18 protein-coding genes and 1 other RNA gene are annotated in these 19,254 nt (G+C 58.9%); 8 read left to right on the top strand and 11 right to left on the bottom strand.

Annotated features, from left to right (window positions below):
* Positions 1 to 42: 42 nt before the first annotated feature.
* The 5 genes from gcvT to HWW83_RS14290 form a co-directional block, all read right to left on the bottom strand.
* Positions 43 to 1,140: a glycine cleavage system aminomethyltransferase GcvT gene (gcvT, locus tag HWW83_RS14310; protein ID WP_004931631.1), complete on the bottom strand. Its 1,098-nt coding sequence runs from the start codon at positions 1,138 to 1,140 to the stop codon at positions 43 to 45.
* Between the two features lie 506 nt (positions 1,141 to 1,646).
* Positions 1,647 to 2,849, bottom strand: coding sequence for an FAD-dependent 2-octaprenylphenol hydroxylase (ubiI, locus tag HWW83_RS14305; protein ID WP_047573767.1), 1,203 nt, complete (start codon positions 2,847 to 2,849; stop codon positions 1,647 to 1,649).
* A gap of 78 nt (positions 2,850 to 2,927) precedes the next feature.
* Positions 2,928 to 4,106, bottom strand: a complete 1,179-nt coding sequence (gene ubiH, locus HWW83_RS14300; RefSeq protein WP_047573764.1) for a 2-octaprenyl-6-methoxyphenyl hydroxylase — start codon at positions 4,104 to 4,106, stop codon at positions 2,928 to 2,930.
* A gap of 1 nt (position 4,107) precedes the next feature.
* Positions 4,108 to 5,424, bottom strand: a complete 1,317-nt coding sequence (gene pepP / locus HWW83_RS14295; RefSeq protein WP_103681938.1) for a Xaa-Pro aminopeptidase — start codon at positions 5,422 to 5,424, stop codon at positions 4,108 to 4,110.
* 55 nt (positions 5,425 to 5,479) lie between these two features.
* Complete coding sequence (locus tag HWW83_RS14290) at positions 5,480 to 6,058, bottom strand: YecA/YgfB family protein (protein WP_004931622.1); 579 nt, start codon at positions 6,056 to 6,058, stop codon at positions 5,480 to 5,482.
* A gap of 319 nt (positions 6,059 to 6,377) precedes the next feature.
* On the opposite strand from HWW83_RS14290, the gene zapA reads away from it, so the two are divergent.
* From zapA to HWW83_RS14275, 3 genes are all read left to right on the top strand, one after another.
* Complete coding sequence (gene zapA / locus HWW83_RS14285; protein ID WP_004931621.1) at positions 6,378 to 6,707, top strand: cell division protein ZapA; 330 nt, start codon at positions 6,378 to 6,380, stop codon at positions 6,705 to 6,707.
* A 41-nt stretch (positions 6,708 to 6,748) separates the two neighbouring features.
* Positions 6,749 to 6,931: non-coding RNA, 6S RNA (gene ssrS, locus HWW83_RS14280), on the top strand.
* 51 nt (positions 6,932 to 6,982) lie between these two features.
* Positions 6,983 to 7,591 (top strand): 5-formyltetrahydrofolate cyclo-ligase, encoded by a 609-nt coding sequence (locus tag HWW83_RS14275; RefSeq protein ID WP_046688538.1) that lies wholly within the window; start codon positions 6,983 to 6,985, stop codon positions 7,589 to 7,591.
* Positions 7,592 to 7,639: 48 nt separating this feature from the next.
* Here the strand turns inward: HWW83_RS14275 and serA are convergent, their stop codons facing one another.
* Both serA and rpiA read right to left on the bottom strand, forming a co-directional pair.
* Positions 7,640 to 8,878, bottom strand: coding sequence for a phosphoglycerate dehydrogenase (serA, locus tag HWW83_RS14270; RefSeq protein WP_046687762.1), 1,239 nt, complete (start codon positions 8,876 to 8,878; stop codon positions 7,640 to 7,642).
* Between the two features lie 292 nt (positions 8,879 to 9,170).
* Positions 9,171 to 9,827, bottom strand: coding sequence for a ribose-5-phosphate isomerase RpiA (gene rpiA / locus HWW83_RS14265; protein WP_046687763.1), 657 nt, complete (start codon positions 9,825 to 9,827; stop codon positions 9,171 to 9,173).
* Between the two features lie 204 nt (positions 9,828 to 10,031).
* Between rpiA and HWW83_RS14260 the strand changes: the two genes are divergently transcribed.
* Complete coding sequence (locus tag HWW83_RS14260; protein WP_004931613.1) at positions 10,032 to 10,925, top strand: LysR family transcriptional regulator ArgP; 894 nt, start codon at positions 10,032 to 10,034, stop codon at positions 10,923 to 10,925.
* A 48-nt stretch (positions 10,926 to 10,973) separates the two neighbouring features.
* Here HWW83_RS14260 and HWW83_RS14255 read toward each other — a convergent pair whose 3' ends face one another.
* Positions 10,974 to 11,705, bottom strand: a complete 732-nt coding sequence (locus HWW83_RS14255) for an oxidative stress defense protein (RefSeq protein WP_031300626.1) — start codon at positions 11,703 to 11,705, stop codon at positions 10,974 to 10,976.
* Between the two features lie 121 nt (positions 11,706 to 11,826).
* Entirely contained in the window at positions 11,827 to 12,444 is a 618-nt protein-coding gene (gene argO / locus HWW83_RS14250; protein ID WP_004931603.1) for an arginine exporter ArgO, read from the bottom strand.
* 214 nt (positions 12,445 to 12,658) lie between these two features.
* Between argO and HWW83_RS14245 the strand changes: the two genes are divergently transcribed.
* A complete protein-coding gene (locus HWW83_RS14245) occupies positions 12,659 to 13,357 on the top strand; it encodes an RluA family pseudouridine synthase (RefSeq protein WP_033652184.1) in 699 nt (232 codons plus the stop codon).
* 7 nt (positions 13,358 to 13,364) lie between these two features.
* Here HWW83_RS14245 and HWW83_RS14240 read toward each other — a convergent pair whose 3' ends face one another.
* Positions 13,365 to 13,904: a DUF2058 domain-containing protein gene (locus HWW83_RS14240; RefSeq protein ID WP_033644743.1), complete on the bottom strand. Its 540-nt coding sequence runs from the start codon at positions 13,902 to 13,904 to the stop codon at positions 13,365 to 13,367.
* A gap of 315 nt (positions 13,905 to 14,219) precedes the next feature.
* Here HWW83_RS14240 and HWW83_RS14235 point away from each other — a divergent pair, with 315 nt between their 5' ends.
* The 3 genes from HWW83_RS14235 (at position 14,220) to HWW83_RS14225 (ending at position 17,791) form a co-directional block, all read left to right on the top strand.
* Positions 14,220 to 15,197: a DUF1852 domain-containing protein gene (locus HWW83_RS14235; RefSeq protein WP_046687765.1), complete on the top strand. Its 978-nt coding sequence runs from the start codon at positions 14,220 to 14,222 to the stop codon at positions 15,195 to 15,197.
* A 25-nt stretch (positions 15,198 to 15,222) separates the two neighbouring features.
* Complete coding sequence (locus tag HWW83_RS14230; protein WP_033644741.1) at positions 15,223 to 16,254, top strand: methionine synthase; 1,032 nt, start codon at positions 15,223 to 15,225, stop codon at positions 16,252 to 16,254.
* Between the two features lie 187 nt (positions 16,255 to 16,441).
* Positions 16,442 to 17,791, top strand: coding sequence for an MFS transporter (locus HWW83_RS14225; protein ID WP_176589380.1), 1,350 nt, complete (start codon positions 16,442 to 16,444; stop codon positions 17,789 to 17,791).
* Positions 17,792 to 17,888: 97 nt separating this feature from the next.
* Here the strand turns inward: HWW83_RS14225 and HWW83_RS14220 are convergent, their stop codons facing one another.
* On the bottom strand, positions 17,889 to 19,016 hold the full coding sequence (locus HWW83_RS14220) for a hypothetical protein (protein ID WP_122017004.1): 1,128 nt from the start codon (positions 19,014 to 19,016) through the stop codon (positions 17,889 to 17,891).
* Between the last annotated feature and the right edge of the window lie 238 nt (positions 19,017 to 19,254).

The following is a 19,254-nucleotide window of genomic DNA, read 5'->3' as shown; positions in this document are numbered from 1 at the left end:
GGTTACTCCTTCGAAGAAATAAAAGAATCAATCAATAAAAAATCAATTTGTCAGCGGCTTGCCGGCGCGAACGAAACCGGGCTTGGTCACTTTGACCGGCATTTCACGGTTGCGGATCTGCACGATAGCCTGCTCGCCGATGCCTGCCGGCACGCGCGCCAGCGCGATGCTGAAGCCCAGCGTCGGAGAGAACGAGCCGCTGGTGATCACGCCTTCGTGGGTTTGCCCCGCCGCGTCGGTGAAACGCACCGGCAGCTCATTACGTAATACGCCTTTTTCCGTCATGATCAAGCCGACCAGTTGCTCGGTGCCCTGCTCGCGCTGTTGTTCCAGCGCTTCGCGGCCGATGAAACGGCGATCTTCCGGCTGCCAGGCGATGGTCCAGCCCATGTTGGCGGCCAGCGGCGAAACGCCTTCATCCATCTCTTGCCCATAGAGGTTCATGCCCGCTTCCAGGCGCAGGGTGTCGCGTGCGCCCAGACCGGCCGGCTTGACGCCCGCGGCCAGCAATTTTTGCCAGAAATCCGCCGCCTGCTCTTTCGGCAGCGCGATCTCATAGCCGGCCTCGCCGGTGTAACCGGTGGTGGCGATGAACAGTTCGCCGGCCTGCACGCCGAAGAATGGCTTCATGCCTTCGACCGCGCTTTTTTGCTCCGGGGTGAACAGGGTGCCGGCGCGCTCTTTGGCCTGCGGGCCCTGCACCGCGATCAGCGCCAGATCGTCGCGCACCGTCAGCGCGACGCCATACGGTGCGGCGTGCTCTTCGATCCAGGCCAGGTCTTTGTCGCGGGTGGCGGAGTTCACCACCAGGCGGAAATAGTCTTCAGTGAGGAAATAAACGATCAGGTCGTCGATCACGCCGCCGGAGGCATTCAGCATGCCGGTGTACAGCGCTTTGCCGGGTTGGGTCAGTTTGGCGACGTCGTTCGCCAGCAGGTAGCGCAGGAACTCGCGGGTGCGGGCGCCGTGCAGATCCACAATGGTCATGTGAGACACGTCGAACATGCCGGCATCCTGACGCACCGCGTGGTGCTCATCGAGCTGCGAGCCGTAGTGCAGCGGCATCATCCAGCCGTGAAAGTCTACCATGCGCGCACCGCACGCCACATGCTGGTCGTACAGTGGGGTTTGCTTTGCCATCTTTTCCCTCTTTCCACTCGTCGCTAGAAGTTAGGGTGCTGCCACGCAATGCGGCGGAGCCTGGCTCGCGGCCCGATCGCCATGGCGCACTGACTGCTCAACACAAATGCTGCGCCGGGACGGGCGGAAACTGCGTGCAACCGCCGTGACGCAAACGATACCTTTCCCTCGAACTTATCACCGAACGACCACATTAACCATAAGTTAAAATAGGCTCATCGCCGTTCCGGGGCGGTAAAACGCCGGGCTAGTGTGCAGAGTTTTTCACTGGAAAAATGCGCCTTAAGGCACAAAATTAACAATTAAAGCGGCAAAACACCGAACTTATATAACAAACCTATGGCCTCACATGGGATCCGGACTTTTGATAACCGAACATGGAATTAGAAAAAGTAATGATAAAAAGCGGCTGAAATTAGATTATTTCAAATGAAGGGTTATATAAGGAAAAGCGATGGAATAAGGCGGGAAGCGCGAGCCCGGTGCGGGCCCGCAGAAGGAAGGGATCAGGCAAGCCACTCGGGCAGATCGTTCAGGCCCATCGCCTGACGCACCAGCTTCGGTTTGACGCCCGGCAGGCTGTCTGCCAACCGCAGGCCCACGTCGCGCAGCAGCTTTTTGGCCGGGTGATTGCCGTCGAACAGTTCGCGGAAACCCTGCATGCTGGCCAGCATTACCGCCGCGCCATGTTTGCGGCGGCGCTCATAACGGCGCAAATAGAGGTGCTGGCCGATATCCTTGCCCTGCCGCTGCAGGCGGCGCAGTTCGGAAATCAGCTCGGCGGCGTCCATGAAGCCCAGGTTAACGCCCTGGCCGGCCAACGGATGCACGGTATGCGCCGCATCGCCCACCAGCGCCAGGCGGTGCGCTGCGAAGCTGCGCGCATAGCGGCCGGTCAACGGGAACGCCAGCCGTTCGCTTTCCAGGCTGCAAGCCCCCAGGCGCATGTCGAAGGTCATCGCCAGTTCGCGGTTGAACTGCGCCGGTTCCAGCCGTTTGAGCCTTTCGGCTTCTTCCGGCGTCACCGACCAGACGATAGAGCTCAAATACGGATCGCTGAACGGCAGGAACGCCAGAATGCCGTCGCCGTGGAAAATTTGCCGCGCCGTCGCCTGATGCGGTTCTTCGGTGCGAACGGTGGCCACCAGCGCGTGGTGGCGGTAATCCCAGAAGGTGAGCGGGATATCGGCATGCTGGCGCAGCCACGACTGGGCGCCGTCGGCGCCAATCACCAACCGGGCGGTCAGCATGCGGCCGTCCTCCAGCGTGACGAAGGCGTCGTTCTCGCCCCACGCCACCTGCTTGAGCGCGGCCGGGGTAATCAGCGTAATGTCCGACAGGCTTTCGGCGCGCTTCCACAGCGCCTGCTGGATCACCGTGTTTTCGATGATGTGGCCGAGATGGCTGAAGCCGCACTCGTCGCCGCGGAAGGCGATTTTGCCGAAGCTGTCGCGATCCCACACTTCCATCGCGTTATAGGCGCTGGCGCGCAGCTGGAGAATGTCGTCCCACACGCCGATGTGCTGCAGCAACCGCTCGCTGGCGGCATTGATGGCGGAGACGCGCAGGGCCGGCTGTTCCGACGGCGGCGCCATCTCCGGCTGGCGCTGCTCCAGCACCGCCACGCGCAGCCCGCTGCCCTGCAGGCCGCAGGCCAACGCCAGCCCCACCATACCGCCACCGGCGATAATCACGTCAAATGATTGCATGCTGCTCGATTTCCTTAAATAACGCGCGACGCCTTGCCGCGCCGCGCTTTGGGCGCGTTAAAGCGCCCGACCATGTCTCTAACGTTCCACCCAGCCCAGCGTACGCTTGGCGAAGGCATCGCGTATCGCCGGCAAACGTTCCATCGCCATCAGCCCCAGATTGCGGCCGATCACCAGCGGGCCATAACGGTTGGCGAACAGATGAATCAACCCGTCGGTCACGCCGATCGTCGCCCGCTGATCGTTTTGCCGCCGCTGCTGATAACGGCTCAGCAGTGCGTAACCGCCGGCGTCTTCGCCGCTGTCTGCCGCTTCCGCCAGCGTTTCCGCCAGCGACATCACGTCGCGCAGGCCAAGGTTGAACCCCTGCCCGGCGATAGGATGCAGCGTTTGCGCCGCGTTGCCCACCAGCGCCAGCCGGTGGCTGACATGGCGATCGGCGGTCAGCAGACCGAGTGGGTAACTGTGCCGTTTACCGGCTTTGAGGATACGCCCCAGCCGCCAGCCGAAGGCCTGTTGCAGCTCGGCGATAAACCGCTCGTCGTCCCAGGCATCCACCTGGGCGCGATCTTCGCGCGCATGGCACCATACCAGTGAACTGCGCCCCTGCGACATCGGCAACAGCGCCAGCGGCCCATAGCGAGTAAAGCGCTCAAAGGCGCGCCCCTGCGGATCTTCCGCCGTGGTGACGTTGGCGATGGTGGCGAACTGCGGATAGTCCTCCTGCCGCCACTGCATATTGCAGGCTTGCGCCAGCGCAGAGCGCGAGCCGTCGGCCGCCACCAGCAATTGCCCGCGCAGACGCTGGCCGTTGTCCAGCAGCACTTCCGCCCGCTCTGCGGTGCGAATCACGTCCACCACCCGCGCCGGGCAGTGCAGCGTAACGCCGGGGGCCTTGGCCAGCAGCGCGAACAACCGCTGCCCGGCGTCGTGCAGTTCGATCACCTGGCCGAGCGCATCGACCTGATAATCTTGCGCCTGCAGATTCACAAACCCGGCGTGCCCGCGATCGCTGACGTGCACCTGAGTGATCGGCGTAGCGCAATCGCGCAGCGCCGGCCAAACGCCGATGCGCGCCAGCTGTTGGCAGGTGCCCTGCGCCAGTGCGATGGCGCGGGCGTCAAAGCCCGGATGGCTGCGGTCGTCCGGCCGGGTCGCCTCGACCAGATCCACCGCCATCCTGCCCTGTGTGAGCGACGAGATAGCCAGCGCCAAGGTCGCGCCCGCCATGCCGCCGCCAACGATAATTACGCTCATTTTATGACCTTGCCGCCGCCATCAACGCTTCGATGGCATCGGCGTCTTTCACCACGGTGGCGGTCAGGTTTTCATTGCCGTCGGCGGTGATCACGATATCGTCCTCGATGCGGATGCCGATGCCGCGGTACTCCGCCGGCACGTCCGCATCCGGCGCGATGTACAGCCCCGGCTCCACGGTCAGCACCATGCCCGGCTCCAGCAGCCGATCGCGGCTCGGCGTGCCGTAGTGGCCAACGTCGTGCACGTCGAGACCCAGCCAGTGGCTCAGCCCGTGCATGAAGAACTGACGGTGCGCCTGCTCGGCGATCAGCGGGTCGACTTCACCTTTCAATACGCCCAGCTCCACCAGCCCGACCACCATGATGCGCACCACTTCGTCATTGACTTCGCGAATGCTGGTGCCGGGTTTGAACAGTTCCAAAGCGCGCTGCAGCGACGCCAGCACAATGTCGTACACCGCGCGCTGCGGCCGGCTGAACTTGCCGTTGACCGGGAAGGTGCGGGTGATGTCGCCGGCGTATCCCTGGTACTCGCAGCCCGCGTCGATCAACACCAGATCGCCGTCGCGCATCTGGCTCTCGTTCTCGGTGTAGTGCAGGATACAGCCGTTTTCGCCGCTGCCGACGATGGTGTTGTAAGACGGGTAACGGGCGCCGAGGCGGGTGAACTCATGATGAATTTCCGCTTCCAGCTGGTATTCGAACATGCCCGGACGGCATTTTTCCATCGCGCGGGTGTGCGCCAGCGCGCTGATCTCACCGGCGCGGCGCATCACCGCCAGCTCTTCCGGCGACTTGAACAGCCGCATGTCGTGCAGCCACGGCCGCCAGTCGGTAACGGTGGCCGGCGCCTGCAGGTTCTGGCGGAACCCCTTGCGCAGCTTGTCCAGCGCGCTGAACAGGATCTGATCGGCATAGGCGTATTCGCCCTGCGCGTGGTAGACCACGTCCAGGCCGTTGAGCAGCAGGTGCAGTTGGTCATTGATTTCATCGAACGGCAGCGCGCGATCCACGCCCAGCTTTGCCGGTGCGGCGTCTTGCCCCAGGCGGCGGCCAAACCAGATTTCCGCCGTCAAATCGCGCACCCGGTTGAACAACACGCTGTGGTTGTGCGTTTCATCGCTTTTAATCAGCACCAGCACCGCTTCCGGCTCATTGAAGCCGGTCAGGTACCAAAAATCGCTGTTCTGCCGGTAGGGATAGTCTGAATCTGCACTGCGCGTCGTTTCCGGCGCAGAGAAAATAACCGCCGCACTGGCCGGCGCCATTTTCGCCAACAGCGCCTGGCGGCGGTTGTTGAATTCCTGCTGAGTCATTACCTTCTCCTGAAATCATGCCATCCGCACCGCCGGCGGAGAGGCGATAGAACGTTTAGTGCAGCGTCGGTTTGATATTTTCCGGCGCCGTCGGTTTGTGACGGGTGAATTCGCCGTGGCACATGATGGCGGCGACCCGCACATACTCCGCCACTTCTTCCAACGACTGTTCCAATTCTTCCTGATCTTCGTCTTCGTCGTAGCCCAGCTGCGCGATATTGCGCAGATCGTCAATCGCTTCACCGACTTCGTCTTTCACCTGAGCCAGCTTCGGCTGCATCATGCCCAGCCCGAGCAGGAAGTGGTTGACCCAACCGGCCAGCGCGTCGGCGCGATCGAACACGCTGACGATCTCCCCTTCAGGCAGCATCAGTTGGAACAGGAATTCGTCATCTTCCAGCGTGTCACGCGTCGCTTCATACAGCTGCTGCAACGGTTGGCTGAGCGCCTGCGGGAAGGCGACGCCTTCGTTGGTCAGATCGTGCACCAGCGCCTGCCAGCCGGCGTCACGGCTGCCGCCGCACAGCAGGCCGCTGATCAGGCCGTGCATTTCTGCCGCGGTCAGCGCCACCGACTGCTGGTTGAGGGCCACGGTCAAAGATTGGTAACTTGGAAATGTATTCTGTATAGACATGCGCATTCGTCATCGTTGGCAGGATAAGTTCGTGTTATGCTACCACCAAGGTCCGTCGCTATACCAGATAAGCGCGACACCTCAGTGGCTAGTTATAATCGCGATGTGGCAGGTTTCACACTGCGCCGGCGGGTGACGAAAGTGCGGTAAATACGCATTTTGAAACCCTTTTTTGACTGGCAATGTCCGCCACAGTAGATTACAACCAGGTACTGAAAAAGGGGTTGTATCTTGGTACCGAGGTATATATAGTGGCGCCCGCTTTGACGGCCCGGCCCGGGCGGACAAGGCTGGCGCGAAATTTAGGCAGGAAGGTGGCATGTCTGCACAACCGGTAGATATTCAAATTTTTGGCCGCTCGTTAAGAGTCAATTGCCCGCCAGAACAACAAGATGCGTTGAATATGGCGGCGGACGATCTTAACCAACGGTTGCAAGATCTTAAAGTTCGCACTAGAGTCTCCAATACTGAGCAACTGGTTTTCATCGCGGCATTGAACGTCTGTCACGAACTTGCTCAAGAACGGTTGAAAACCCGTGACTATGCGTCCAATATGGAACAACGCATACGGATGCTGCAGCAGACCATTGAACAAGCGCTGCTTGAACAAGGTCGCATCTCTGAACGTCAGGATGCACAATTCGAATAACTTAAGTTGTTGAAAGCCAAGTTTTCGGCAACGAGTACAAAATTTCTCTGAGATGTTCGCCAGCGGGCCAGTCCCCTGAGCCGATATTTAGTACAAACAGAATGTGTTGCTCCGCGATCGGTGAGCACGCTCGGTGCGCCGAGAAGCCTTAAGATTGCGACGGCACGTTCACCTTGAACCATGGGTTCAAGGGTTACAGCCTGCGACGGCATCTCGGAGATTCCCCTTCTCAGCGGTTTTGTGTGCTGAACGCCACACTGAGCAAGCCTGATATGATGTCTTTTCAATCCCAATTCGCGCAGCAGCGCCAAGCCATTCGTCAACTCATTCGCCAACGTCGGCGCGAGCTTACGCCCGAGCAGCAACGCTTTGCCGCAGAAAAGATAACCGAACGCCTCACCGCACACGCGCGCATTCAAGCGGCGCACAACATCGCGGTCTTCCTGTCGTTTGACGGCGAACTCGATACCGGGCCGCTGATCGAGCGTCTGTGGACGCTCGGCAAACGGGTTTACCTGCCGGTGCTGCACCCGTTCAGCCCGGGTCACCTGCTGTTCCTGCGCTATGCGCCGGAAACGCCGCTGGTACGCAATCGCTTCAATATTCTCGAGCCCCGCCTCGATGTGCGCCAGGTGTTGCCGCTGGGCGAACTTGACGTCGTGCTGACGCCGTTGGTGGCATTCGATCATACCGGGCAGCGTTTGGGCATGGGGGGCGGTTTCTACGATCGCACCCTGCAAAACTGGCGCAGCGGCGGCCCCTATCCCATCGGCCTGGCCCATGATTGCCAGCAGGTGGAGCACCTGCCGACCGAGCACTGGGATATCCCGCTGCCGGAAATCCTCACCCCGCTCTGCAGCTGGGCGTGGCGGGAGCCCAAATAGCAAAAGGCCGGATCGCTCCGGCCTTTTTCGTTGCGGCGAGCCGCCGAATCAGAACAGCAGACGGGCGCGAATGGTGCCGTCGATGGCCTTCATGCGCTGCAGCGCGGCGTCGGCGCGTGCGATTTCCGCTTCGATGTCGATCACCACGTAGCCGATTTCCGGCCCGGTTTGCAGATACTGGGCGGCGATGTTAACCCCCTCTTCGGCGAAGATCTGGTTAATCTGCGTCAGCACACCCGGACGGTTTTCGTGGATGTGCAGCAGGCGGCTGGCGTTCGGACCATGCGCCGGCAGCGACACTTCCGGGAAGTTGACGGCGGACAGAGTCGATCCGTTGTCGGAGTATTTCGCCAGCTTGCCGGCCACTTCGTCGCCGATGTTCTCCTGCGCTTCCTGCGTGGAACCGCCGATGTGCGGCGTCAGCAGCACGTTGTCGAACTCACACAGCGGCGAGTTGAACGGATCGCTGTTGGTCGCCGGCTCTTCCGGGAAGACGTCGATCGCCGCGCCCGCCAGGTGATTGCTGGCCAGCGCGTCGCACAGCGCGGGAATATCAACCACGGTGCCGCGCGAGGCGTTGATCAGAATGGCGCCCGGTTTCATCAGCGCCAGCTCTTCCGCCCCCATCATGTTCTTGGTGGCCAGCGTTTCCGGCACGTGCAGCGTCACCACGTCGCTCATATTGAGCAGATCGGACAGATGACGCACCTGTTGCGCGTTGCCCAACGGCAGCTTGTTCTCGATATCGTAGAAGAACACCTTCATGCCCAGCCCTTCGGCCAGAATGCCCAGCTGGGTGCCGATATGGCCGTAGCCGATGATGCCCAGTTTTTTGCCGCGCGCTTCATAGGAGCCCACGGCCAGTTTGTGCCACACGCCGCGGTGCGCCTTGGCGTTGGCGGCCGGAATGCCGCGCAGCATCAACAGCAGCTCGCCCAGCACCATTTCGGCCACGGATCGGGTATTGGAGAACGGGGCGTTGAAGACCGGAATGCCGCGTTTGGTCGCCGCTTTCAGGTCAACCTGGTTGGTGCCGATGCAGAAGCAGCCCACCGCCACCAGTTTTTCTGCGGCGGCGAACACCTCTTCGGTCAGATGCGTGCGCGATCGGATGCCGACGAAGTGCGCATCGCGGATGGAGGCCTTCAGCGATTCGGTGTCTAACGCACCCTTGTGGTATTCGATGTTGGTATAACCGGCGGCACGCAAATTATCGACCGTGCTCTGATGAACCCCTTCCACCAACAGGAATTTAATCCTGTCTTTCTCCAATGATACTTTTGCCATTTACCCGACCCTATGTTCAGACTTCAGAAGCGGCTGTGACGACACAGCTCCCATCCAACATAACAAAAATAACGCGGGCGGCAATACAAACGATTGCCTGCCCGGCAGGACAAGGCGCAGCGTTGATGGCGGTTTACGGCAGAAAATGCCATAGGGAAAGTTTTCGGCAGAAGCTTTGGGGAGTCAGTTTTCACAATGTGACATAAGTCACCAAATTTGCCGCTTTTCAGAAAAGATGTTTTAACCGAAGAAATATGCGGCCCGGCACTGCCGGGCCACAGGCCGCAGAGGCTTATTTGACCACTTTCACGCCTTCCGGGGTGCCGACCAGCGCCACGTCCGCGCCGCGGTTGGCGAACAGCCCCACGGTCACCACGCCGGCGATGCTGTTGATTTTGTTCTCCAGCGCGATAGCGTCGGTGATGCTCAGGTTATGCACATCGAGGATCACGTTGCCGTTGTCGGTCACTACGTTCTGGCGATACTCCGGCAGGCCGCCCAGTTTCACCAGCTCACGCGCCACATAGGAGCGGGCCATCGGGATCACTTCCACCGGCAGCGGGAATTTGCCCAGCACGTCCACCTGCTTGCTGGCGTCGACGATGCAGATGAATTTCTTGGCGATGGCGGCGATGATCTTCTCGCGCGTCAGCGCCGCGCCGCCGCCTTTGATCATCTGCATGTGGCCGTTGATTTCGTCCGCGCCGTCCACGTAGATATCGAGCGAGTCCACTTCGTTGCTGTCGAACACATGGATGCCGAGGCTTTTCAGCTTGGCGGTTGAGGCGTCTGAGCTGGACACCGCGCCTTCAATCTGGTGCTTGATGGAGCCCAGCGCGTCAATAAAGTGGGCGGCGGTAGAGCCGGTGCCCACCCCGACGATGGTGCCCGGCGTCACGTATTCCAGCGCCGCCCAGCCCACCGCTTTTTTCAGTTCATCCTGCGTCATAATATGTCCCTTGCCTCTGTACGAAAACGTGTGCGTATTATAGGGTAAAACGCTGTTTTTCACGCCGGCAGGATCACACTTATTTACCGCAGCCCGCATTTTTACCCGCTTGGCGGCGAGCTGGGGGCGTGATTTTTCCACCTGCGCCGCACGCAAAATGTGGCATAGTGCCGGTATCATTCTAATTTAAGGGATATCTTTCCGATGAAACGCCCAGACTATCGTACGCTGCAAGCGCTGGACGCGGTGATCCGTGAGCGCGGCTTCGAGCGCGCCGCGCAAAAACTCTGCATCACGCAATCGGCGGTATCCCAACGCATCAAACAGCTGGAAAACCTGTTCGGCCAACCGCTGCTGGTCCGCACCGTGCCGCCGCGCCCGACCGAACAGGGGCAAAAGCTGCTGGCGCTGCTGCATCAGGTGGAGCTGCTGGAAGAAGAGTGGCTGGGCAACGACACCGGCGTCGATACGCCGCTGCTGCTGTCGCTGGCGGTCAACGCCGACAGTCTGGCGACCTGGCTGCTGCCGGCGCTGAAGCCGGTGCTGGCGGACTCCCCCATTCGTCTGAATCTGCAGGTGGAAGATGAAACCCGCACCCAGGAGCGGCTGCGCCGTGGTGAGGTGGTGGGCGCGGTGAGTATTCAGCCGCAGCCGCTGCCGAGCTGCCTGGTGGATCGGCTGGGGGCGCTGGACTACCTGTTCGTGGCCTCCAGCGGCTTCGCCGAGCGCTATTTCCCGAACGGCGTCACCCGCTCCGCGCTGTTGAAAGCGCCGGCGGTGGCCTTCGATCATCTCGACGACATGCACCAGGCATTTCTGCAGCAGAACTTCGATCTGTCGCCGGGCAGCGTGCCCTGCCACATCGTGAACTCATCGGAAGCCTTCGTGCAGCTGGCCCGTCAGGGCACCACCTGCTGTATGATCCCACATCTGCAGATCGAAAAGGAGCTGGCATCCGGCGAACTGATCGATCTGACGCCGGGGCTGTACCAGCGCCGCATGCTGTACTGGCACCGCTTCGCGCCGGAGAGCCGCATGATGCGTAAAGTGACCGACGCGTTGCTGGAGCACGGTCACCAGGTGCTGCGCCAGGATTAAAACGAAAAAAGGTTCGCCGCAGCGAACCTTTTCTTCATGACAACCCCCTTACTGCGCGGCGTTGCGCTGCAGCTCGAACACCACATCCACCTGATCGTCGAAGTGAATGCTTTGCTGTTCATAGGTTTGCGCCGCGTCGTTTTCCGCCGCCGCGCCGGCCGCCTTATACATCCGCGCCACCGGCATCGGCTGGTAGTTGGCGACCCGGTAGCGAATGCTGTACACCGGCCCCAGCTTGGCGTGGAAGCCCTTGGCCAGGGATTCGGCCTGCTGAGTCGCGTTCTCGATCGCTTTTTGCCGCGCCTGCTCGCGATACACGTCCGGCTTGGCGACGCCCAGCTCCACCGCGCGGATCTCGTTCAGGCCGGATTTCAGCGCGCCGTCCAGCAGCTCGTTCAGCTTGTCCAACTGGCGCAGGGTAACCTGCACCTGGCGCACCGCCCGGTAGCCCTTCAGCACCGACTCGCCGGTTTTCAGGTAATCGTATTCCGGCTGGGTGCGCAGGTTGGCGGCGCTGATGTCTTTCTTCTCGATGTTGTTTTTCTGCAGGAAATCAAAGTACTGCGCCACGCGCTCGTCCACCTGCTTCTTCGCCTGGGCGGCGTCTTTGGAGGAAACGCTCACTTCGATCGCCAGAGTGGCGATATCCGGCGTGGCGTCCACGCTGGCGGTGCCGGAGGTGACGACGTGCGGCCCTTCAGGCAATTCAGCCGCCTGCAGCGCCATCGGTAGCGTCCCTAATCCGACCATTGCGGCCATAGCCAATGCTTTTAGCTTCACAGTGTCTCCTTAATGACAGGCTGTCTCTGATCGCCGGCTTTTCCCTGCGAGAACCGCCGGTTTCCTGGCATCAAACGTAGCATATCGCACGGCGTTTTGAATTCGGATTAGTGACAAATTCTTATAAATTTGCCCCCTGCCAGGCCAGCTGCAGCGCGATGCCCCACATCACCAGACCGACCAGCGCATTGATGATGCGCTGCGCCCGCTGGGTGTTCAGCCACGGCGCCAGCCAGGAGGCCAGCAGCGCCAGACCAAAGAACCACACCGCCGACGCGCTGACCGCGCCAAGCGCGAACCAGGAACGCACGTCCGCCGTCAGCTGTCCGCCCAGGCTGCCGAGCACCACGAAGGTATCCAGATAGACGTGCGGATTCAGCCAGGTGACCGCCAGCATGGTGACCACGATGCGCCAGCGGCTCTGCGCCAGCTCCTGCGCCGCGGCCTGCGCCGGTTGCGGGCTGAAGGCGGAACGGAACGCGCCCCAGCCGTACCACAGCAGAAACGCCACCCCGCCCCAGGTCACCAACGCCAGCAGCAGCGGCGAGCGGGTCAGCAACGCGCTGCCGCCGAAAATACCGGCGCAGATCAGCACGATATCGCTCAGCGCGCACAATGAGGCGATCATCAGATGATACTGACGGCGAATGCCCTGATTCATCACGAATACGTTCTGCGGGCCCAGCGGCAGGATCATGGCGGCGCTCAGGGCAAAGCCCTGCAGGAAGACGGCTAGCATGGGAAATTCCTCGAATGATAAAAGGCGCCGGACGTGGGCGCGTATCGGTCAACATGCGCATCATACGAGGAAGCGATCATTAGGTGAAATTGATGTTTCTAATCAAGTATCAGAGATGCTAATACCCTGTGGGCGCCAGGCCAGCGCCGCCAGATTCGCCCATCGGCGAAAAATTCGCTATCATCCGCCCCTCCTCCCTCCAGCCGGCCGACCGATGTCTACGATTACCGATACCTTCATCGCCCCGCCCTGTCATGACCAGATAGAGATCCTCTATCAGGACGATCATCTGGCGCTGATCAATAAACCCGCCGGGTTGCTCAGCCTTTCGGGCAAAAATCCGCAAAATCTCGACTCGGTGCACTATCGGCTGGTGCAGATCTTCCCCGGCTGCACGCTGGCACACCGCCTGGATTTCGGCACGTCCGGGTTGATGGTGGTAGCCCGCAATAAGGCCGTCAATGCCGCGCTCTGCCGGCAGTTCAGCGAGCGCACCGTCGGTAAAGTCTACAGCGCGCTGCTCTGCGGCCATCTGGCGGATAACGAAGGGGTAATAGACGCGGCGATCGCCAACGATCCGGCGCTGTTCCCGCTGATGTCGATTTGCGCCCTTCACGGCAAGCCCGCTCGCTCCCGCTATCGGGTCGTCGAGCGTTTTTATCGTGAAACGGAAGGCGGGATCTCGCTGCCGCTAACGCGGGTACAGCTCATTCCGGAGACCGGGCGCACCCACCAGCTGCGTATTCACAGCCGGCAATTGGGCCACCCTATTTTAGGCTGCGATCTGTATGGCGGGCGCCTGCTGCCGGGTGCCGAGCAGACACCGCGGCTGATGCTGCACGCCAGCGAACTGGACTTTGTGCACCCCATCCGCGGAGAGCGGATAACCGCTCGTCACGCCGCGCCGTTCTGAACGCGGCTTACCACATCAAATCGTCAGGCACTTTAAAGTCGGCGTACGGATCGTCTTCATCCTGCTCTTCCTGACTCAGCGCGCTGTGCAACACAATGCTGCCCGCATCGCGCTGCGCGATTTTATCGGCGACGCTCGCGGGGATAATCGCGTATTCACACTCTTCCCGGTTCTCGATCAGCAAACGCGCAATGGCGAGGCGGCCATTGATCAGTTGGGTCTGCGTCGCCTTATCCACCAGGATTTTTTTGATCAGGTTGCCGTCGGTAAAGTTAAAACCGATATCGCCTTTCGCCAGCACGATGCGATTCATCTCGATCAGCTGCTTCACCTGCGCCTTGTATTCTTTGGACAGCGCGGCTTGCTTTTGCTGCTCGTTCAACTGCTTATCGCGCTCAAGCTGCGCCTTTTTATTCTCTTCCACCGCCTCTCTGGCCTCACGGGCCTGAACGCGTGATTTTTTAGCCGTTCTTTGGACTTTGGCCATTTTCTTGCTGGTTACCAAGCCCGCTTTGAGCATCTGCTCTTGTAAGGTGAGTTTTGTCATGTTCGTGTCTGAAGCCGTGGGATCATGAAGGGATTATACCCGTAATTTTTCAGGCTGCACCAGGTTGCCGGCCAACCCACCGGCGGTTTGCGCCGCAGAGCAACGGCGGTAAAACGGCCCGAACGCCCGATCATGAATACCGCTCATGTGGTAATGAAATTAAGTCTCTTTCACTCCCTCCGGGACTCTGGCAAAAATAGACCTCATTAACGACAGACAATATGAAATCAGCTGAATAAAAAAATAGAAAAACAAGCCATTGAAAGAAATGGATAAATCCAGCCTTCATATCATATAACAGGATGCTATAAGACGATGAATACAGACTTTACCTTTACGATTAAGAGCAGTTCTTTCGACGAAGATTATAACCCTTCTGAAAATACGCGTATCACCACCAACTTTGCTAATTTGGCCAGAGGGAAAAACCGCCGGGAGAACCTGCGCAACACGTTGGTGATGATCGACAATCGCTTTAATGCACTAGCCTATTGGGATAACCCCAAGGCCGATCGCTACTCTGTCGAGCTGGAAATCATCTCGGTTGAGATGCGCATCGAAGATCAGGGCGCCAGCTTTCCGGTTATCGAAATCCTGAAAACCAACATCATCGATAAAAAAACGCAAAAGCGTATCGAGGGCATCGTCGGGAACAATTTCTCGTCTTACGTGCGCGATTACGACTTTAGCGTCTTGCTGCCGGCGCACAATAAAAACGCGGCGGAATTTACCATTCCGAATGATTTCGGCGATTTGCACGGCAATATCTTTAAGCACTTCGTCAATTCAAACGAATACCATGAAAATTTCAGCAAACCGCCGGTGATCTGCCTCAGCGTATCCAGCAAAGACACCTACCATCGGACGGGCAATCAACACCCGGTCTTGGGCGACGAGTATCGGCAAGACGGCGCTTCATTGACCGACCGGTATTTTAAAAAAATGGGCCTGCAGGTGCGCTATTTCATGCCGAAAAATAGCGTTGCGCCCCTGGCCTTTTATTTCCCCGGGGATTTGCTGAGCGATTACACCGACCTGGAACTGATCGGCACCATCAGCACGATGGAGACCTTCCAGAAAATCTATCGGCCTGAAATTTACAATGCCAATTCGGCGGCGGGGCAATGCTATCAGCCAAGCTTGAATAACCAGGATCATTCATTAACCAAGATTGTTTACGATCGCGAAGAGCGTAGCCAGTTAGCGATTGAGCAGGGGAAATTTACGGAAGAGCAATTTATCAAACCCTACAAGCCTATTCTTGAGCAATGGTCTGCTCACTACGCGCTTTGATTCACTTAAATACAGGTCACCTATCATGAAAATATTGCTCCCCACATCGACCGCCGGCAGCTTGCCCAAACCGGTCTGGCTGGCCCAACCGGAAACCCTGTGGTCGCCCTGGAAATTGCAGAATGAAGAACTCATCGAAGGGAAACAGGACGCTCTGCGTTTGTCACTGGCAGAGCAACAACAGGCCGGCATCGATATCGTCAGCGATGGCGAACAAACCCGTCAGCACTTCGTCACGACGTTTATCGAGCATCTCAGCGGCGTCGATTTCGAAAAACGCGAAGTGGTTAAAATCCGCAATCGCTATGAGGCGAGCGTGCCGACGGTCGTGGGGGCGGTCTCGCGTCAAAAACCCGTTTTCGTTGAAGACGCCAAATTTTTACGCCAGCTGACCACACAGCCGATTAAATGGGCCCTGCCGGGGCCGATGACCATGATCGACACGCTCTATGACAACCACTATAAAAGCCGCGAGAAATTAGCCTGGGAGTTCGCGAAGATCCTCAATCAGGAAGCCAAAGAGCTCGAGGCCGCAGGCGTCGACATTATTCAGTTTGATGAGCCCGCATTTAACGTGTTCTTTGACGAGGTGAATGACTGGGGCATCGCCGCCCTGGAAAGAGCCATTGAAGGGCTTAAGTGTGAAACCGCCGTACATATCTGCTATGGATATGGGATTAAAGCCAATACCGACTGGAAAAAGACGCTGGGCTCGGAATGGCGACAATATGAAGAGGCGTTTCCGAAACTGCAAACGTCCAACATCGATATCATCTCGCTGGAGTGCCATAACTCGCATGTGCCCATGGATCTGCTTGAACTGATCCGCGGCAAAAAGGTGATGGTCGGCGCCATCGACGTAGCGAATCATGCCGTTGAGACGCCGGAGGAAGTGGCCGACACGCTGCGCAAAGCGCTGCAGTTTGTCGATGCCGACAAACTCTATCCGTCGACCAACTGCGGCATGGCCCCCCTGCCCCGTCAGGTCGCCCGCGGCAAGCTGAATGCGTTAAGCGCAGGCGCCGAGATCGTGCGCCGAGAGCTGTTAGCCAAATAACCTTGCCTGCGCCCGCCACAGACACCTCCTGCGGCGGGCGATTATCAGCAATTCCCCCTCCCCGCAACGCCCCCGCTCTGGTGTATACTCGGATTTCTACGCGATGCCAGCCACAGCGGTTTTGGTTCAGGCCTGGCCTGAACAGCCCTCAGCCAGCCCACACAAGCCGAATAACAGTGGAATAACCATGAGCCCAAATACCGCTCGCATCAGCGAAATCATCGATCGCGCCAGGATCTCCCCCTACCAAATCCTGATCCTGACCCTGTGTTTCCTCATTGCCCTTCTGGACGGTTTCGATACCGCCATCATCGGCTATATCGCGCCGGCGCTGCGCGAAGAGTGGGATCTGCTGCCCGCTCAGCTCTCCCCCGCCTTCGGCGCGGGGCTGTTCGGCCTGCTGATCGGCAGCCTGCTGTTCGGGCCGATCGCCGACGCCATTGGCCGCAAACGCGTGCTGCTCGTCGCTGTGCTGGTGTTTGGCGGCTGTACTCTGGCTTCGGCCTATACGCATTCGATCGAATCCCTGACCCTGCTGCGCTTCATCACCGGCATTGGCCTCGGAGGCGCGATACCGACCTGCATCACCCTCAGCTCGGAGTACTCGCCGGCGCGCCGCCGCATGCTGATGGTCACCTTGAGCTGGAGCGGCTTTACCGCCGGGTTGGCCCTGGGCGGCCTGCTGGCCGGGCAGATCATCCCGGCGTTCGGCTGGCGCGGCCTGCTGCTGGTCGGTGGCATCGCGCCGTTGGCGCTGCTGCCGTTGTTGGCCTGGCAGATGCCCGAATCAGTACGCTTTATGGCCGCCAGCGCCAAACATGCCGATCGGCTGCGCCGGGTGGTCGAACGCATCACCGGCCAGCGTTGGGCCGGCGTGACGATTGTCGATGACGAGCGCCCACCGCAGGCCACATCGCCGATATCACACCTGTTTATCGAAGGCCGCGCCGTGCGCACCCTGCTGCTGTGGGTGGCGTTCTTCTGTTCGCTGTTCGTGTTCTACCTGCTCACCAGCTGGCTGCCGACGATCCTCAAAGACGCCGGTTACGATATCGCCCACGCCTCGCGCATCGGGGCGATGGTGCCGCTCGGCGGCACCCTGGGCGCCATCCTGATGGCGCTGCTGATGGATCGGATCGGGCCCTACCGCGTGCTGGCCGTCTCCTACCTGGGCGCTGCGCTGGTGATCGGCGCGACCGGGTATCTGATGGGCGACGTCTATACGCTGGCCGCCGTCGTGTTCCTGATTGGCTTCGGCGTGGCCGGCGCGCAAAACGGCCTGAACCTGGTCTCCGCCACCCTTTACCCGACCGCTGCCCGCGTGACCGGCGTCAGCTGGGCCATGGCCAATGGCCGCTTCGGTTCGATCGTCGGCTCGATGCTCGGCGCCTGGATGATGACCGCCGCCGGATCGGCGGAAGTGTTCTTCCTCTGGCTAGCGCTGCCGGCGCTGCTGGGCGCAGTCGCTATCTTCCTGCTCTATCGCCTCAGCCTGCATCGTCGCGCGCCGCTCGCGGAACCGGCCGCTGGCGCCTGACCTCGCGGAAAAGAAAAGGCCGAGACGCCATCGATGGCGTCTCGGCCTCTCATGAGAAACCCTTAACCTATCGGTTATTTTTCAAAAGCGCGTGCCGCTATAGTGCACTGTTTTCCTTGTCATTGGCTTCCTTTATGCACTCATCGACATTTTTAAAATCATATTGCAGATAAACGCTCCCAATCCCACTATTGACGGCGGTCGCTTCAAGCATAATCCCCTGCAAATCGTTCTTGAACGGTTTATCTTTTTTCTCTTCCCAGTCAATACCGAAATAGCGTTCTTTTTTAAGCAGCCCCATCATCCAATCACCAGGTTCTTTCCATAACGACCCCGGCAACAGCAAATCAGTAGCATTTCCTTTGCCATAATTAGCGGTCAATGATTTAGCAATGTCCTTCACCCTGGACTTTAACTCCACCCCATAACTGTCTGTATTGATATCACCGCTAAGCGCGCGAATTCGGCATAAACCAACCTTGGGAGAGATGAGCAAAATGTAGGTTTCAAAGGCGTAATACGTTTTGGGGACGACCTCCGTAGTATAAATATTAAGACGATTCGGTATTGCCGTTAAGGTAACGCCTGTCATGTCCTCGACGTTCTTTTTCGTCAACCCCATTTGCAGTCCAAACGGCCCAATGCCGGGCGGAAGCAACGCGTCTTTCGCCACCGGTTCTTCCCGCTGATTGGATTTTGAAGCGGTTGATGTTGCATGATGGGCTATCGTCGGAACGGCCAGGCCATATTTCGCCGACAGCAATTTTTGCTGCAACATCGCCAGACTTTGCTCTTGAGTGGCTATCGTTGCCTTTTTTATCGACCCCATCAGACCACCATCGTATTGTGCAGCCTCTTGTTTAGCGGTCGATATTTCCCGAGTCAGCATTGCCAATTCGGCGGTGAGCTTTTCCGCCAGCTTCAGATCCGGCGCGGTCTGGTTCGTGACAATCTCAACCTTTGATCCAGACTCGATCGCATTGATTCGTTGCTGAATAAGCGCCTTGTTCGTTTTCAGAATTTCCAGTCGCGCCATCACCAGAGATTTAATCAAGCCGCCGTTTAACGTGTCCTGCTGTTTAGCTGCGTTTTCAATCTCGGCATCCGTACTCACCAGCTCTGACTTTAAATCGTCTACTTGCTGTATTTGTTCAGGCGACAATGCTTTTGGCCCACATCCAGAGATCAAGACGCTCAATAATGCGGCAATAACAGCCCTTTTCATTTCATCCCTTTCCTATCGACAATCCACAAGAAAGCTATGGTATCAGAGAAGGAAACAGTAACAACGAAAAGTCGTTTTTACCGCGACTTATTGAGCTTCTCGTTATTACGCCCGCATCTACTTGTCATAGGCCGCAATTTCCGAAGGCGCATATCGGCTTGGCGCCAATATCGATACAGCGGAGACAGATTGAATGGCTGCCTGGCTAATACGGGGAAAATAGCAATAAAAAAGGGGG

The sequence above is a fragment of the Serratia ureilytica genome (assembly GCF_013375155.1).
Classification (GTDB): domain Bacteria; phylum Pseudomonadota; class Gammaproteobacteria; order Enterobacterales; family Enterobacteriaceae; genus Serratia; species Serratia ureilytica.
The sequence above is the reverse complement of the archived record's forward strand: the minus strand, read 5'-3'. Positions and strand labels throughout refer to the sequence as shown.